General features: G+C 57.0%; 16 protein-coding genes. 12 read left to right on the top strand and 4 right to left on the bottom strand.

Translation table 11 applies throughout. From position 1 onward, the window contains the following. Positions 1–277 precede the first annotated feature (277 nt). The 11 genes from ACFOZ5_RS16295 (at position 278) to ACFOZ5_RS16245 (ending at position 10,128) form a co-directional block, all read left to right on the top strand. A complete protein-coding gene (locus tag ACFOZ5_RS16295) occupies positions 278–550 on the top strand; it encodes a type II toxin-antitoxin system Phd/YefM family antitoxin (RefSeq protein ID WP_379889228.1) in 273 nt (90 codons plus the stop codon). 26 nt (positions 551–576) lie between these two features. Then, a complete protein-coding gene (locus tag ACFOZ5_RS16290) occupies positions 577–999 on the top strand; it encodes a putative toxin-antitoxin system toxin component, PIN family (RefSeq protein ID WP_379889226.1) in 423 nt (140 codons plus the stop codon). Positions 1,000–1,333: 334 nt separating this feature from the next. Next, on the top strand, positions 1,334–2,041 hold the full coding sequence (locus tag ACFOZ5_RS16285) for a phosphoadenylyl-sulfate reductase (protein ID WP_379889224.1): 708 nt from the start codon (positions 1,334–1,336) through the stop codon (positions 2,039–2,041). A gap of 215 nt (positions 2,042–2,256) precedes the next feature. Then, entirely contained in the window at positions 2,257–2,871 is a 615-nt protein-coding gene (gene cysC, locus ACFOZ5_RS16280) for an adenylyl-sulfate kinase (protein WP_379889222.1), read from the top strand. Positions 2,872–3,140: 269 nt separating this feature from the next. Beyond that, positions 3,141–4,907, top strand: coding sequence for an SLC13 family permease (locus ACFOZ5_RS16275; RefSeq protein WP_379889220.1), 1,767 nt, complete (start codon positions 3,141–3,143; stop codon positions 4,905–4,907). A gap of 137 nt (positions 4,908–5,044) precedes the next feature. Then, positions 5,045–5,407 carry a histone-like nucleoid-structuring protein, MvaT/MvaU family gene (locus ACFOZ5_RS16270; protein ID WP_379889218.1) on the top strand — a complete coding sequence of 121 codons (363 nt, stop codon included), beginning with the start codon at positions 5,045–5,047 and terminating at the stop codon, positions 5,405–5,407. A gap of 224 nt (positions 5,408–5,631) precedes the next feature. Then, positions 5,632–7,038, top strand: a complete 1,407-nt coding sequence (locus ACFOZ5_RS16265; RefSeq protein ID WP_379889216.1) for a mannose-1-phosphate guanylyltransferase/mannose-6-phosphate isomerase — start codon at positions 5,632–5,634, stop codon at positions 7,036–7,038. A 331-nt stretch (positions 7,039–7,369) separates the two neighbouring features. Continuing rightward, positions 7,370–8,359, top strand: coding sequence for a hypothetical protein (locus ACFOZ5_RS16260; protein WP_379889214.1), 990 nt, complete (start codon positions 7,370–7,372; stop codon positions 8,357–8,359). Next, complete coding sequence (locus ACFOZ5_RS16255) at positions 8,331–8,714, top strand: hypothetical protein (protein ID WP_379889212.1); 384 nt, start codon at positions 8,331–8,333, stop codon at positions 8,712–8,714. Before ACFOZ5_RS16260 ends, ACFOZ5_RS16255 begins: the two co-directional genes overlap by 29 nt. Before the next feature lie 111 nt (positions 8,715–8,825). Further along, positions 8,826–9,377 carry a hypothetical protein gene (locus ACFOZ5_RS16250; RefSeq protein ID WP_379889210.1) on the top strand — a complete coding sequence of 184 codons (552 nt, stop codon included), beginning with the start codon at positions 8,826–8,828 and terminating at the stop codon, positions 9,375–9,377. 286 nt (positions 9,378–9,663) lie between these two features. Continuing rightward, positions 9,664–10,128: a hypothetical protein gene (locus ACFOZ5_RS16245; protein WP_379889208.1), complete on the top strand. Its 465-nt coding sequence runs from the start codon at positions 9,664–9,666 to the stop codon at positions 10,126–10,128. A 185-nt stretch (positions 10,129–10,313) separates the two neighbouring features. Here the strand turns inward: ACFOZ5_RS16245 and ACFOZ5_RS16240 are convergent, their stop codons facing one another. Beyond that, positions 10,314–10,550 carry a SlyX family protein gene (locus ACFOZ5_RS16240; RefSeq protein ID WP_379889207.1) on the bottom strand — a complete coding sequence of 79 codons (237 nt, stop codon included), beginning with the start codon at positions 10,548–10,550 and terminating at the stop codon, positions 10,314–10,316. 145 nt (positions 10,551–10,695) lie between these two features. On the opposite strand from ACFOZ5_RS16240, the gene ACFOZ5_RS16235 reads away from it, so the two are divergent. Next, on the top strand, positions 10,696–11,250 hold the full coding sequence (locus ACFOZ5_RS16235; RefSeq protein ID WP_449288627.1) for a cold-shock protein: 555 nt from the start codon (positions 10,696–10,698) through the stop codon (positions 11,248–11,250). A 151-nt stretch (positions 11,251–11,401) separates the two neighbouring features. On the opposite strand, the gene dapE is transcribed toward ACFOZ5_RS16235, so the two are convergent. The 3 genes from dapE to ACFOZ5_RS16220 form a co-directional block, all read right to left on the bottom strand. Continuing rightward, positions 11,402–12,532 (bottom strand): succinyl-diaminopimelate desuccinylase, encoded by a 1,131-nt coding sequence (gene dapE / locus ACFOZ5_RS16230; protein WP_379889203.1) that lies wholly within the window; start codon positions 12,530–12,532, stop codon positions 11,402–11,404. Between the two features lie 173 nt (positions 12,533–12,705). Continuing rightward, complete coding sequence (dapD, locus tag ACFOZ5_RS16225; RefSeq protein ID WP_379889201.1) at positions 12,706–13,734, bottom strand: 2,3,4,5-tetrahydropyridine-2,6-dicarboxylate N-succinyltransferase; 1,029 nt, start codon at positions 13,732–13,734, stop codon at positions 12,706–12,708. Positions 13,735–13,923: 189 nt separating this feature from the next. Then, positions 13,924–14,268, bottom strand: a complete 345-nt coding sequence (locus tag ACFOZ5_RS16220; protein WP_379889199.1) for an ArsC family reductase — start codon at positions 14,266–14,268, stop codon at positions 13,924–13,926. Positions 14,269–14,404: the final 136 nt, after the last annotated feature.

Below are 14,404 nucleotides of genomic sequence, written 5' to 3'. Positions count from 1 at the left end.
GCATGGTCTCCTCCTTAGCTCGTTGGATAGTGTCTGCAACATCTATCCTGGCGCATTACGACGCCGATTTGGAGTGGGGAGGAGACCATCCCATCTCGGAAAAAAGATAAAGAACAAGCGACCAGGTTTTTAGTTCTTTTTGTCTTTCCTTCCGTGTCCTTCCGTGGATTCCGTGGCAGAAAAGGCATTTTGAAAGAGAATACTTGAGTGATCGAGCGTTTCTCTTTTATCCGCTCCACTGCTATGATCATAACGATCAATATGGTTGGAGGCGGACATGATTACGGAAACCAGTGCGGTGAAATTTCGGCAAAACCTGGGTGAGATGATCAACCAGGTTCAGTACCGGCACGACAGTGTGTTAATCAAGAAAGATGGTAAACCGGTTGCTGCCCTGGTGGATGCGCGTCTGTTCAATCGCATTCGGAGGATGGAAGCTCGGTTCGACGCCTTGAGCAGCAGGTTGGAGCAGGGATATTCAGGTGTGCCTCAGGACGTGGGCATCCGTGAGATTGAGCAGGCAGTGGCAGACGAACGCTCTGAGCGATAACGGGAACGTGACCAGGGATGGCATCCATGCAGGTAGTGCTTGACACTAACGTGGTCATTTCCGGTATGGCTTTTCCAGCCAGCGTACCGGGAAAAATTATTCAGGCGTGGCGCAGTGGTGCAATCGAGGTTGTCCTGTCGGATTATATTCTTGACGAAATCCGCAGAGTCTTGCCCCGGCTGAGGAACCGGCACGGTATGTCGGACGCGGAGATCGATGATCTGGTCGATATTCTGGGTTTCCTCGCGGAAATCGTCGTCCCAGTGGCACTGCCTGATGATGCAGTAAGAGACGTGCGGGACACACCGGTCCTTGGGACTCTAATCGCCAGTTTACAGACCCACGACGTTGATTATCTGATTACCGGCGATCAGGATCTGCTCGTATTGGCAGAGGGCTATCCAATCATAACTCCATCAGATTTCTGGGCCAGGCATGGTGGTTTATGAGGCATGAATCATAGAGTGTTATTTGAGGAAGCTTGGCATGACCGCATTGCCGATGTCGTCTGCAAGGTGCGGTGAGGTTAACGGACTGATTAGCCACGGAATCCACGGAAGAACACGGGAAAAAGAAAAAGTTACCAGACTTTTTAGGTCTTTTTGTCTTCCCTTCCGTGTACTTCCGTGGGTTCCGTGGCAAAAACATCTTTTCAAATGAACTATCCCGCGCTTGGCCGCTAATGCCCTTTTAGAAATAAGAACATAAATTTTTGTTCCTTTGCGTTCTATCCTCCAGCCTTTATCCTGTGACCGTCGAATACTTCCCGTCGCAGGAGCCGAAATGTCCGTTTCTACCCTCGTCCCCAAATCCCGTATCAGCTCCGCTGATAGCGCTCTTGAATCCGCCACGGCGGAAGAGCGGGTCGAGTGGGCGCTGGCCAATCTGCCGGGCCGATTTGTGCTCAGTTCCAGCTTTGGTATCCAGTCGGCGGTATTGTTGCACCTGGCGACGCAGGTTCGTTCGGATTTACCGGTATTACTGGTGGATACCAGCTACCTGTTCCCGGAAACTTACCAGTTTGTTGAAACCTTGCGGGACCGGCTGGACCTGAACCTGAAGGTGGTGTCTTCCCACTGGACGCCAGCGCGGCTGGAAGCGGTGCATGGTCGCCTCTGGGAGCAGGGCGCCGATGGCATTGAGCGCTACAATCAGCTTATGAAGGTGGCCCCCATGGAGCAGGCGTTGGATGAGCTGGAGGTGGGCACCTGGTTTGCGGGCCTGCGTCGCGAGCAGTCCAGCTCCCGTGAGCACCGTCCTGTTGTGGAGCAACGGGATGATGGGCGGTACAAGGTCTACCCCTTGATTGACTGGCATAACCGCGATATCCACCAGTATCTGGTCAAACACAACCTGCCTTACCATCCTCTGTGGGAGGAAGGCTATGTGTCTGTGGGCGACTGGCACACCTCCCGCCCGCTGACGCCGGGTATGACCGAAGAGGAAACCCGGTTCTTCGGGTTGAAGCGGGAGTGTGGGTTGCACGTTTAGCTCTCTTGTTTGATTCTCTCCCGCTCCCCTGAGGGGAGAGGGTGAAGGGCGGCCGGACTGCGGAGTTGGAGTCTCCACCCTCACCCCAACCCCTCTCCCCTTAAGGGAGAGGGACTTTTAAAACAGGGCCTGGCCCTGTTTTTTGTATTTGCGGTGTATATCTCCAAAACCTATAATCTTATTCCCGACTCAATTCCACGGATCAGGAGCTTCCCGTGTCTTCCAATATCGTCTGGCATAACCATAAGGTGACCCGCTCGGAACGGGCGACCATCAAGCATCAGAAACCCTGCCTGCTGTGGTTTACCGGCTTGAGTGGCTCGGGTAAATCCACCATCGCCAATGCCCTGGATGTGGCACTTCATGATCGCGGCTACCACACGTTTTTGTTGGATGGCGATAATGTTCGCCATGGCCTCAATAAAGACCTGGGGTTTTCTGATGAAGATCGGGTTGAAAACATCCGTCGGATTGGTGAGGTGAGTAAGTTGTTTACCGATTCCGGTCTGATTGTGCTCAGTGCCTTTATTTCACCCTTTACCAGCGACCGGCGTATGGTTCGCAACCTCTTCCCGGCCGGCGAATTTATTGAAGTATTCATGGACACACCGCTGTCAACCTGTGAAGAACGTGATCCCAAGGGCCTTTATGAGAAGGCGAGGGCAGGGCAGATTCGGGATTTCACGGGCATTGACTCCCCTTATGAAGCTCCCGAACGGCCCGAAGTGCGTCTGGACACATCTGAAATGACGGTGGATGCCTGCATTGAACGGTTGATCGGCTACCTTCTGGATCGGGAACTGATCCTTCAGAACGGGTGTTCCTCCTGACGTTCATTACCTTATTCGTATTCTGTATTTGGCATTTCGTGGGATTAACGATTAACTGTGCCGCCTCCGGTTATTAAAATATCCGGTACTATTCCTTTTGGCCTATTCATCGGCCCAGCTGTGGAAGTTGGCGACTTGCTGTCGTCTGGGCACTTCCTCCGGGTCAGCGAAAGGGATTTTCTCGCAGCCTGTCGGATTTAGGCGATCGGTAGATCAGCCTTAAGTCTGACAGGCTGCCAGCATAGTCATTGTCTGGGAGCCTTCTGTTCATGGCGTGGGAAGCCGTTTTCACCCTGTTTCTGCTGGTATCGGTTCTGGGGGCATTGGTTATCACCCGTGTATCGGCGGATCTGATCCTGATGGGGGCCCTGATCCTGCTGGTGATTACCGGTGTGCTGTCACCGGGCTCCGCGTTGTCCGGGTTTGCCAACCCCGGGGTTATCACCATCGCAACACTCTACGTGGTGGCGGCGGGCCTCAAGGAAACCGGTGCAGTGCAGTGGATTGCCCGCCGTATGCTGGGCCACCCGCGGACGGCGACAGGGGCTCAGGCCCGTCTGATTGCGCCTACCGGTGTGCTCAGCGCGCTGATGAATAACACCGCCGTGGTGGCCATGTTCATTCCCGCCGTTCAGGACTGGGCCCAGCGCCTGAATATTCCGGCTTCCAAACTGCTTTTACCACTCAGCTACGCAGCCATTCTGGGTGGCACCTGCACGCTGATTGGCACCAGTACCAACCTGGTGGTGGATGGCCTGTTGCAAAGCCGGCTTGATATCCACCTGGGTCTTTTTGAACTGGCCTGGGTCGGGGTGCCCCTGCTGTTGGTAGGCGGCACCTTCCTGGTGCTGTTCGCAAACCGCCTGCTGCCGGATCGAGGTAGTCTGAACGAGGAGTTGGAGCTGGTCCGGGAGTACGGCGTAGAGGTTGAAGTGGAGAGCCCTGGCCCCCTGGTCGGGCGTACCGTGGCGGAAGCCGGCCTGCGTTCGCTGAATTATGGCTACCTGACGGAAATCGACCGCAAGGGGCGGTTGATTACCGCGGTGGAGCCAGACCGGATGCTTCAGCCCGGCGACAAGCTGTATTTCGTGGGCGCGCCGGAGTGTGCCAGTGAGCTGCGCCGTATCCAGGGCCTGAAACCGGCCAACGGCAGTGTGCACAAGCTGGATCTGGAAAACCATCAACGCTGCCTGGTCGAGGTCGTGCTGGGGCCGGAATTCTCCGCCCTGGGGCAAACCGTCCGCGACAGCCGGTTCCGCTCCCGTTTCAATGCCGCCATTCTTTCCGTCTCCCGGGAGGGTCGGCGAGTACCCGGAAAGCTGGGGGATATTAGCTTCAAGATGGGCGATACCCTGCTGCTGGAGGCCAGTCAGCAGTTTGCCGAACAATACCGGTTTCGCCGGGACTTCCTGCTGGTAAGCGCTCTTAACGACTCCACACCGCCGGACTTCAGTAAGGCGCCACTGGCGCTGGGCATTCTGCTGGCCATGGTGGCGGCGAGCGCCTCCGGTTTGCTCAGTATTCTGGAAGCCGCTTTCCTGGCGGCCGGTGCCATGATTGGCTCCCGCTGTATAACGGCCAGCCGCGCGCGGCGAAGTGTGGACCTACCCGTATTGGTGGTTATTGCCTCGTCGTTTGCCCTGGGCACGGCCATGTCGGAAACAGGTGCTGCCCAGTGGGTAGCGGGCGGCCTGCTTGGCTTCGGCCCACTGACCCCATGGCTGGCCCTGGCACTGGTTTACCTGCTGACCGCAGCATTCACCGAAGTGATCACCAACAATGCCGCAGCGGTACTGATGTTTCCCATTGCACTGGCGGTTTCCGAACAACTGGGGGTGAATTTTATTCCCTTTGCGGTTGCGGTTATGTTCGCTGCATCAGCAAGTTTTATTACACCGCTGGGTTATCAGACCAACCTGATGGTTTATGGCCCCGGTCGTTATCAGTTCACGGACTACATTCGTATTGGTGTCCCCCTGAGTCTGGTAGTGGGAACAACCGCTGTATTGTTGATTCCCCTGGTCTGGTCATTCTGACGCATTATTTTTTCTTCATTCTCATTTGTTCGTTAAAGTCTTTAATCCTTTTAAGTATTATTCTATGATTACGTTTGTTTCAGGGATGGAAATGTAAAACCTGCAAAAATACTCAAGCTTAAAAGGGTTAATTGTTCATGGCGAATATCAACGATTACTACCAGAAGAAACAGCTTCTCGAAAAGCTTTCCGACGAGCTGAACAAGATGGAACAGGACCAGGCGCTCAAGAGTGACCTGGAATTCGAAGACAAGGTCAAGGCACTGATGGACCAGCACAACAAGTCTCCGAAAGACGTGCTGCAGATCCTGGGCGCAATCGATCCTTCCGTTGCTGGCGGCAAGGCCGAGGCCGGCACCCGTGCCAAGCGCCCCTTGAAGACCTACAAGAACCCGCACACCGGTGAAGTCGTCAAGACCCGGGGCGGCAACCACAAGACGCTGAACGAGTGGCGTCAGAAATACGGCAAGGAAGCTGTACAGGGCTGGCAGCAGAACTAAGCTGACCGTAGACCCGGGCAGATCACTGCCCGGGTTACCTTCCCCTTCCTGGCTTTTCTGCTTTCTATTCTTTCCGTCTTCAGCCAGCTTACTTCGAGTTATCTTTCATAGTATTTCCTTTTGGTCACGGTATTTACTGGAATAGGGGCCCGTGAGCCTTTGAGATGCAGGTGGAATTAAGGGACAATCTACAAAGATTCCATTCGATCTGAGAAGGACCTGACATGCTTGCGATCATACTCTCTGGTGGTTCCGGAACCCGCCTGTGGCCGCTTTCCCGCGAGGCCTACCCCAAGCAGTTCATTCCCGTGGTATCTGACCAGTCCCTGTTATCCGAGACTATCTCCCGGGGGCTGCGGCTGGGCGCTGATACGCGTGTCATGGCGATCACCAATGAAGAGCACCGGTTCGTGGTGGCGGCGAACCTTCAGCAACTGGCTGCCGACCGCACCGCCGGTATCATCCTGGAGCCGGTCGGCCGTAATACCGCCCCGGCCATTGCCCTGGCAGCGCTGGCTGCGGCGGAAGAAAACCCGGATGAATTGATGCTGGTGATGCCGTCAGACCAGGTGCTCAAGGACGAGCAGGTATTTGCCCGCGCTGTGGCGGCGGGTGCGGACGCCGCCCGCGAAGGCAAGTTGGTAACCTTCGGTATTGTGCCTTCGTCCCCCCACACCGGCTATGGCTATATCCGCGCGGGCGGCAGCCAGGGTGCCTGGTCCAATGTGGATGCCTTTGTCGAAAAGCCGGACGCCGACACCGCGCAGCGCTACCTGGACGAGGGTGGCTACTACTGGAACAGTGGCATGTTCCTGTTTTCCGCCAGTCGTTATCTGGAAGAACTGGAGCGTTTTCAGCCTGGTATCCTCAAGGCCTGTCAGGCGGCCTACAAGGGCCGCAAGGGCGACATGGACTTTACCCGCGTGGACAAGGAAGCGTTTGCTGCCTGTCCTGACGATTCCATTGACTACGCCGTCATGGAACATACCAAAGATGCCGTCGTGGTCCCCCTGGATGCGGGCTGGAGTGACGTTGGGTCCTGGTCGACCCTGTGGGAAATCCAGCCACAGGACGAGAACGGCAACGCCTGCCATGGTGATGTGATTCTGGAAGATGTGTCGGGTTCCTACGTGCACTCCGAAGGCCGGCTGATTGCGGCCCTGGGGGTGTCTGATCATGTTATTGTAGAAACGGATGACGTCGTGCTGGTAGCTGACCGCAACCGGGTTCAGGATGTGAAGAAGATCGTCAATCGCCTGAAGGAGCAGGGGCGCCCGGAGTACAAGCTGCACAGGAAAGTGCACCGGCCCTGGGGGACCTACGAAGGTGTGGCACAGGGTGAGCGGTTCCAGGTCAAGCGCATTACCGTGAACCCGGGCGCGTCCCTGTCACTGCAGAAGCACCACCACCGCTCTGAGCACTGGGTGGTTGTTACCGGCACTGCTCTCGTCAACCGCGGTGAGGAGGAGCTGCTGCTGACGGAAGACGAATCCACGTACATTCCCCTTGGTGTTACCCACCGGCTGACCAACCCCGGTGTCATTCCCCTGGAGCTGATTGAGGTACAGACTGGCAGCTACCTGGGCGAAGATGACATTGTCCGCTTTGAAGATACCTACAATCGCGTCTAGACTTAACTGAGTCGTTTTCAGGATTGGTCTCATGCTCCCATCACGCTTTACCAGAGGTAAAGTGTGATGGGCTTCCTTTTTTTGATACCTGAGACGCAATTAATCGTCACTAATTGTCAGAAATGTGATGTCGGCGAGCGATCCTCTGACTCGGTGCAGGTACCTTCAGGCTCTTTGCGGGAGCCGGGGATCCACTGACGGTCCTGCCGACAGGGCAGGGAGTCAGTCGCCTGATTTCTGCTCCGGGTTCAGGGTTCCGTTTGGTGAATGCGATGACCTCCACAGGTCCGCCAATTCACCGAACCGGACACCAGTAACGAGGGTACGTCATATGCGACTGGGGCAGGTGCCTGCAACCGGGCGTGGAGCCAATCCGGTAGTGATTACTGATTCCAGCTGGTATCGGCTGGCGGATGACATTGCCGTTGCCCTGGCATCCATGCCCCGGGCCCTGATGTGGGTAACCTCCGATAGGGGCACCGGCAAGACGGCCTGGCTTCATGCCCTGATGCCAGCCATGCGCACCGACTTCTATCTGGCGGACCTTCGCAACCCGCAGGAAACCCGGGAAATCCTGGAGCAACTGCAGGACTACTCCAACCATCTGCAGGGCGCCCTTCCCACGCTGATTCTGGACAACCTGTCGCCGGCAGATCTGATGGCCCTGCTGGCAGAGCCGGAACACCCGGCCCGGCAGCTGGTGCACAACTACAATGGCCCCATACTGCTGCTGAGCCCGGAGCAGGACGATGACGCAGTGGGGGGGCGCCGCCTTGAGCGGCTGATGGGGCGCACGCTGATGCGTCATGACCTGCCGCTGAGCAGCCGGGCCCAGAACCACGCCATCCTGGTGGCTCATCGTCCGATTGTTGAGGCCCGCTGGAACGTTCGTGTGACGGACGCCGCCATGGGGTTGGCGACGTCGGGCCTGCACTACCGTGCGACACCGGGGCAGGTTGTCGAGTGGCTGGAGAGGGCTGCCGCCCGGGTCTCGGTAGTGGCCGAAGAAGGGCCTGCGGAATGCCGGCGGCTGCGTGCGGAGCTGGATACCCTGGCCCTCCGCATAGAGGCAAACCGCGAACTGGGCGAGCCCGTTGCAGACCTGGAGCACGAGCAGTCGCACCTTTCCCTGGAGCTGACGGCAGCGGAAGTGGACTGGCTGGAACGGCAGGCCCGGGGCACTCTTCGCCAGGTCTTCCCCGACGATGTGCGGGCAGAACTTGAATCCCTGACCGGCACCAGCGATCATCCTGACTTGCATGTTCCAACCAACGTCCCCGGAGGCGCCCGCAGTGCAGGATCTGGAAATCTACGTTCGTGACCTTGACCCCGCTCGCCTGGCCATTTGGCTGGAAGCCAATTTCGATCAGCTCCTGGTACCCCTGACCCCCTTCGGCAACAAGCCCGGCCTGTACAAGGGCGAGGGGCGCTATGCCGGCAACCTGGTTCGCATCAGCGTCTATGCCGATGCTTTCGGCAAGCGTTTCAGCTCCGTGGTGATGGAAGGCGACAGCTTGCCCTGGCAGACCGACCTGGACTGCGCCCGCAGCGCCTGGCGTAGCCTGGACACGGAAATACGATGCAGCCAGGGCGAGTGGCAGGAGGGCGACCCGGTACAGGACGAGAAATGGTGGCGGCTGGACAGCCGTGGTGAGCAGTTGGTGGTGTGGAACTGAGATTACGGAGAGGTAACTCGAATAAAGCCTCCAGGCCTTGATCCAGTGGACCGCCCTGGGTGACTATTGCTTAGGAGTGTTATTCATAGCTACTTGATAAGGATATCTAAAATGACTGGTCTTCCGAACGTTGACGATCTTCCCTATTACTTACCACGAGATACTGAAGGTCAGCTGAAGGCCTTGGCAGGTATTCTCGAGATTCCCTACCCACTTGTAGAAAATACTGGCGATGCTGGTCTGGAGGCCATGGCGCTCACTATCTTGTTTCGACACCTCGAGAAGCGAGAGCGGGACTCAGCACTGAGAACCATTCATGAGTTACAAAGTCGTGAGCTAATTGGACGCTTGAGACGGAAAGCCACGGACACGACCTTTGTTAACAAGCGCTGGGGCGTTTGGTCTATGACGAACGAAGAGCTCGAGAATGACAAGGTTTTTCATGACATGCTTGTTAAAATTGGTGGGGTTCTGGGTTTCACTTTTTCGGCCACGGGTGGAAGAGATCTTGCAAAACAAATGGTCAGAGAGCGCCGTTTACCCAAGCGCGGAATGGTTACTATCGTGATATGGCTGTCGCTTTTGTCCAGCCACAATAGTTCAGTGAAGCTTGGGGAGGAACTTGAGCGACGCACTCAACAAAAGAGTTCTCCCTATTACTAATGTGGCCCTCAAGAATCTTGAACGTATCTCTTCGAGCGGTTGCGTGCGTGGCCGCCGTGTATCTTTGGCATCATAGCACCAGTGATCAACGTGTGGTTTGGTATTGGGCTACTTGGAGCGCCACCTTTTTCTACGGTTTGCTACTCTGCTACCAGTATGTGCGCAGGAACATGTCATGATGTGTTTGAGAAGCGTTATGCTCGGGGTTGGCGCGCTGATTATCGCTATGCTTCCCGTAGCCTCCATGAGCCAGGATGTGCTTAAATGTGGAGCGAGTAGCCGATTCATGTCAGATGCCAAGGTCAGTCGGCGTGATGACGCGGGTTACATAAACCATGAATTCCTGTATACACGAAAGGCGCACTTCTGGGTCGGTGTCGTATACGAGTTTTTAGATGGTCGAGAGGGCGCTTCTCTGTACGATGGTCTCTTGGACAGTGATTCAGGTAAGGTCACGGTGGAAAAGCTCACCCGCAACTTTAAACATACCTTATTGGAAGGCTCTTTATATCATCAGATAGAGTTGCTTGGGGAGCAAGAGCTGGACGGGCGGCATTTTGTCACTTTCCTCGCGGAATTTTACGACGACACGGATCTGTATGCTGTCCACGGAAGAATCAGTCGCGGGAAGCTGACTTTCTTCAGAACTCACACGGCGGTTGAAGATCAGGAGAATGTCGATCAACTAGAGTCGTACGCCATCCGATCTCTAAACGAAATAGTCGATAACTGTTCTTTCAATGAAGCTTAATCTGTTCCTACAGTCGCTTTACCTGATCGGGATGCTGCTTCTCGGAGCCGCTTGGCTGTGGGGTGATCCTGACTGGAGGAACGTAATTTTCTATCTGACGTTTTTCCTGGGCTTTGCGTTTCTTGCGTGGATGGGATACCTCTTGGACGTTAGGAAAGACGACTGAGCTTCCGGGCCTAGGTTGCCTAGTAGTGGGGCGGTGGTGCCTCTTCATCCTCACCCTTCAGGTTTGACGGCGCTATTTCCGACAGCTGCTTCTTCAGATGCTGCTTTGCTTCCCATAACTTGCGAATATCCAGCTCCTGCTGAGCCACTTGATCGGACAGGGTTTCGATCAGCTCGTCCTGGAAGGCCAGGCGGGTTTCCAGTTCGTCCATTCGGGTAAGCAGTTTTTCTGTCGTGTTTGTATTGATATTCGCCATTGTGTGGAACGCTTTGGTCAGGTTTGTGGGGAATCTGCTATTATGCCGCCTTTATTCGCCGGGGTGTCGGGTTTTGGCACGTGTCTGGTGAATAATGGTCATCCCAACACACGATATCAATGATTCTACGGAGCCTGTTTTATCCATGCGTAATCCAGCAAGAGCAATTCTGTCAGCGGTTTTGGTTGCGATTCTCGCGCCGCTGGTTCTTGGGTTTATTCTCTTCAACGCCACGCCCGCATTCTTCCAGGTGCTTTATATGTCAGTGACCGGTGAGGGTACCGGTGGTCTGCAGCTTCTTGGGGAACCTTCAGCCATCGCGGCGTACATCATCACCTTTGTTCTGTTTGTCGTTGTGGGCGTACTGACCGTGGTTGTCAGTGAACGCAAGCCGGCCTCCCGTCCGGCCAACGCCCAGAACCAGCAGCGTTCTCCCGCCCGCAATCAGCACGATGACAACGACAGCGACGACGATGAAGACTACGGCCCCGAAGGGGACGAGGAAGGCACCGTCAAGTGGTTCAACGTCAAGAAGGGTTTTGGCTTTATCGTTCGCGAGAGCGGCGACGAAGTTTTCGTTCACTTCCGTGCCATTCGCGGTCGCGGTCGCCGCGTTCTGCGTCAGGGGCAGCTTGTCCGGTTTGATGTCGTTGAGGCCTCCAAGGGCCTGCAGGCGGATAACGTCTCTACCCTCGACTAGGCGGTAATTAAGCCCCTCTCCCTTGAGGGGAGAGGGGGTGGGGCGAGGGTGGAGCAGGCAACTCCGCAGTCTGACCGCTTTCACCCTCACCCTGTCCCTCTCCCCTCAAGGGAGAGGGGACGTATACTGAAACCTCCAGTAGTTCCCGCCTTTACCCCAGCAACTCCACCAACACCTGCTCATAAATCTCGGACAGCGTATCGAGATCTTCCGCTTTCACACACTCATCCACCTTGTGGATGGTCGCATTTAACGGTCCCAGTTCCACCACCTGGGCTCCCGTCGGGGCAATAAAGCGTCCATCGGAGGTGCCGCCAGAGGTGGATAGCTCCGTCTCACGGCCGGTAACCCGGCGGATGGCGTTCTGCGTCGCTGTCACCAGTGCGCCCCGGTCGGTGAGGAACGGGCGCCCGCTCAGGTGCCACTGCAGGTCGTACTTCAGCTTGTGGCGATCCAGGATGGCGACAACCCGCTCTTCCAGGCTTTCCGCCGTGTTTTCCGTGCAGTAGCGGAAGTTGAAGTGAACCAGAAGTTCGCCGGGGATCACGTTGCTGCCGGTGCCGGCTTCGATCTTCGTGATCTGGAAGGTGGTAGGCGGGAAGAAGTCATTGCCATTGTCCCAGAACTCGTTGGCCAGGGCGTCCAGTGCCGGTGCGGCCAGATGGACCGGGTTCTCCGCCATATGGGGGTAGGCCACGTGACCCTGGACCCCATGCACGGTCAGGTAGCCATGCAGCGAGCCCCGTCGACCGTTCTTGATGATATCTCCCACCTGATTCGTGCTTGAAGGCTCGCCAATCAGGCACCAGTCGATCTTTTCGTTACGTTTTTCCAGCGTGTCTATCACCTTCACGGTGCCGTCCTGGGCCGGGCCTTCCTCGTCGCTGGTGATCAGCAGGGCGATGGAGCCCCGGTGCTCCGGGTGTTGCTGCACGAAACGTTCGCAAGCGGTAATAAACGCCGCCAGGCTGCCTTTCATGTCGGCAGCGCCCCGGCCATACAGGTAGCCATCCTTGATGACCGGGTCAAAGGGGGCGTAAGCCCAGTTTTTCTCCGGGCCGGTGGGCACCACGTCCGTGTGCCCGGCAAACGCCAGCAATGGCCCGTCGGACCCCTTGCGGGCCCAGAGGTTGTCGGTCTCGCCAAAGCGAAGGTTCTCGCCGGCAAAACCCAGCGGTGCCAGGCGGGACATCATCAGGTCCTGGCAGCCGGCGTCGTCCGGGGTGACTGAGCGGCGTTGGATGAGATCCATGGCGAGTTCGAGGGTGGGGGATAGAGTCATATAACAGTTCTCATGGGGGTGTCCCCAGTTTCTCGGCGAACTTTCCCTCTCCCTTGAGGGGAGAGGGCCAGGGTGAGGGTGCAAGAGGTCAGGCTGCGGAGTTGCCTACTCCACCCTCACCCTAACCCTCTCCCTTCAAGGGAGAGGGGGCTAAACAGTGTTCGGCCGATGGTTCAGTTATTCGCGTGCAGCTGTTCGTTCAGTTCGACGGCGGTCTTGTTGGTCTTGCACTCCACCGCGCCGGTCTGGCTGTTGCGGCGGAACAGCAGGTCGGTCTTGCTGGCCAGGTCACGGGCCTTGACGACTTCCACCAGGTTGTTCTGGTCATCCAGTAGGGCGACCTTGGTGCCGGACGTAATATACAGGCCGGCCTCCACAGTGCAGCGGTCGCCCAGGGGAATGCCGATACCGGCGTTGGCGCCCAGCAGGCAGTTTTCGCCAACAGAGATGACGATATTACCACCGCCGGACAGGGTGCCCATGGTGGAGCTGCTGCCACCCAGGTCGGAGCCCTTGCCGATCATCACCCCAGCGGACACCCGGCCCTCGATCATGCTGGTGCCTTCAGTGCCGGCATTGAAGTTGATAAAACCTTCATGCATGACGGTGGTGCCTTCGCCCACATAGGCGCCCAGGCGGACACGGGCGGTATCGGCGATACGTACGCCGCGGGGCACGACGTAATCGGTCATCTGCGGGAACTTGTCCACCGACTTCACTTCCAGGATGCGGCCTTCCAGGCGGGCCTGCAGCTGACGCTCGGGCAGCTCGCCCAGGTCGATGGCGCCCTCGTTGGTCCACGCCAGGTTTGGCAGCAGTCCGAAGATGCCATCCAGCTTGACGCCATGGGGCTTGACCAGGCGATGGGACAGCAGGTGCAGCTTCAGGTACACCTCGGGGGTGCTGGTGGCGGAATCATCCGTTTCCAGGATCGTCACGGCAACCGGCTTGCGGCTTTCAGCGGCCTTGCGGGCAAGGGCGGCCTGCTGGGTCTGTGAGGTGGAGCCAAGGGCTTCAGCGAAGGCTTTGAGCTGATCCGCCGAGGCTTCAATGGCCTGGTTGCCGCTGTGGTAGCCAAGGGTGTTACGGGCAACCTCGATCAGCTCATCATCCGGCATCAGGACCGGCTGCTGGTAGAAAACCTCCAGCCATTCACTTTTCTGGTTCTGGCTGCCGATGCCAATTCCGAATGCAAAACTCATCTGGTGCTCCTCCTGGTAAATAGTTAAAAGCGGTTTTCAAGCCCCTCTCCCTTGAGGGGAGAGGGGTTGGGGAGAGGGTGGAGCGGGCTACTTCGGAGTTTTCCTGCTTTTCACCCTCACCCTGGCCCTCTCCCCTCAAGGGAGAGGGGATTTACGCCGATAAACTGGGTGTCGGTCTCTAAAATACGCTCAGGCCCTGTATTTCTCGGCCCATTCGTCGGCGTTAAAGCCGACAGTCACTCGTTCACCACTCTCCACCACCGGCCGTTTGATGATCGATGGGTTGTCCAGCATGATCTCATGGGCTGTCTGGGCGGCAATGGTATCACGAAGCTCTTTCGGCAGCTTGCGCCAGGTGGTACCGCGCTTGTTGATCAGTGCTTCCCAGCCAATGGCCTGTTCCCAGCGGGACAACAGGGTTTCGTCCAGGCCGTCCTTCTTGAAATCGTGGAATTCGTAGGCGATGCCGTTCTCGTCCAGCCACTTGCGGGCTTTCTTGACGGTATCGCAGTTCTTGATGCCGTAGAGTTTCATGCTCGATCCTGTGTCTTTTAAGCCCCTCTCCCTTGAGGGGAGAGGGGTTGGGGAGAGGGTGGAGCAGGTAACTCAGCAGTCCGGCCGCCTTTCACCCTCACCCTGGCCCTCTCCCCTCAAGGGAGAGGGAAAATAT

The sequence above is a fragment of the Marinobacter lacisalsi genome (genome assembly GCF_042651045.1).
GTDB classification, from domain to species: Bacteria; Pseudomonadota; Gammaproteobacteria; order Pseudomonadales; family Oleiphilaceae; genus Marinobacter; species Marinobacter lacisalsi.
This window is presented reverse-complemented; position numbering and strand designations above follow the sequence as displayed.

Bases quoted from the DNA above. Each gene is read 5' to 3' on its own strand.
- ACFOZ5_RS16295 (WP_379889228.1), top strand. From the start codon at position 278: ATGATTACGGAAACCAGTGCGGTGAAATTTCGGCAAAACCTGGGTGAG.
- ACFOZ5_RS16290 (WP_379889226.1), top strand. From the start codon at position 577: ATGCAGGTAGTGCTTGACACTAACGTGGTCATTTCCGGTATGGCTTTT.
- ACFOZ5_RS16285 (WP_379889224.1), top strand. From the start codon at position 1,334: ATGTCCGTTTCTACCCTCGTCCCCAAATCCCGTATCAGCTCCGCTGAT.
- ACFOZ5_RS16275 (WP_379889220.1), top strand. From the start codon at position 3,141: ATGGCGTGGGAAGCCGTTTTCACCCTGTTTCTGCTGGTATCGGTTCTG.
- ACFOZ5_RS16270 (WP_379889218.1), top strand. From the start codon at position 5,045: ATGGCGAATATCAACGATTACTACCAGAAGAAACAGCTTCTCGAAAAG.
- ACFOZ5_RS16265 (WP_379889216.1), top strand. From the start codon at position 5,632: ATGCTTGCGATCATACTCTCTGGTGGTTCCGGAACCCGCCTGTGGCCG.
- ACFOZ5_RS16260 (WP_379889214.1), top strand. From the start codon at position 7,370: ATGCGACTGGGGCAGGTGCCTGCAACCGGGCGTGGAGCCAATCCGGTA.
- ACFOZ5_RS16250 (WP_379889210.1), top strand. From the start codon at position 8,826: ATGACTGGTCTTCCGAACGTTGACGATCTTCCCTATTACTTACCACGA.
- ACFOZ5_RS16245 (WP_379889208.1), top strand. From the start codon at position 9,664: ATGTCAGATGCCAAGGTCAGTCGGCGTGATGACGCGGGTTACATAAAC.
- ACFOZ5_RS16240 (WP_379889207.1), bottom strand. From the start codon at position 10,550: ATGGCGAATATCAATACAAACACGACAGAAAAACTGCTTACCCGAATG.
- ACFOZ5_RS16235 (WP_449288627.1), top strand. From the start codon at position 10,696: ATGCGTAATCCAGCAAGAGCAATTCTGTCAGCGGTTTTGGTTGCGATT.
- dapE (WP_379889203.1), bottom strand. From the start codon at position 12,532: ATGACTCTATCCCCCACCCTCGAACTCGCCATGGATCTCATCCAACGC.
- dapD (WP_379889201.1), bottom strand. From the start codon at position 13,734: ATGAGTTTTGCATTCGGAATTGGCATCGGCAGCCAGAACCAGAAAAGT.
- ACFOZ5_RS16220 (WP_379889199.1), bottom strand. From the start codon at position 14,268: ATGAAACTCTACGGCATCAAGAACTGCGATACCGTCAAGAAAGCCCGC.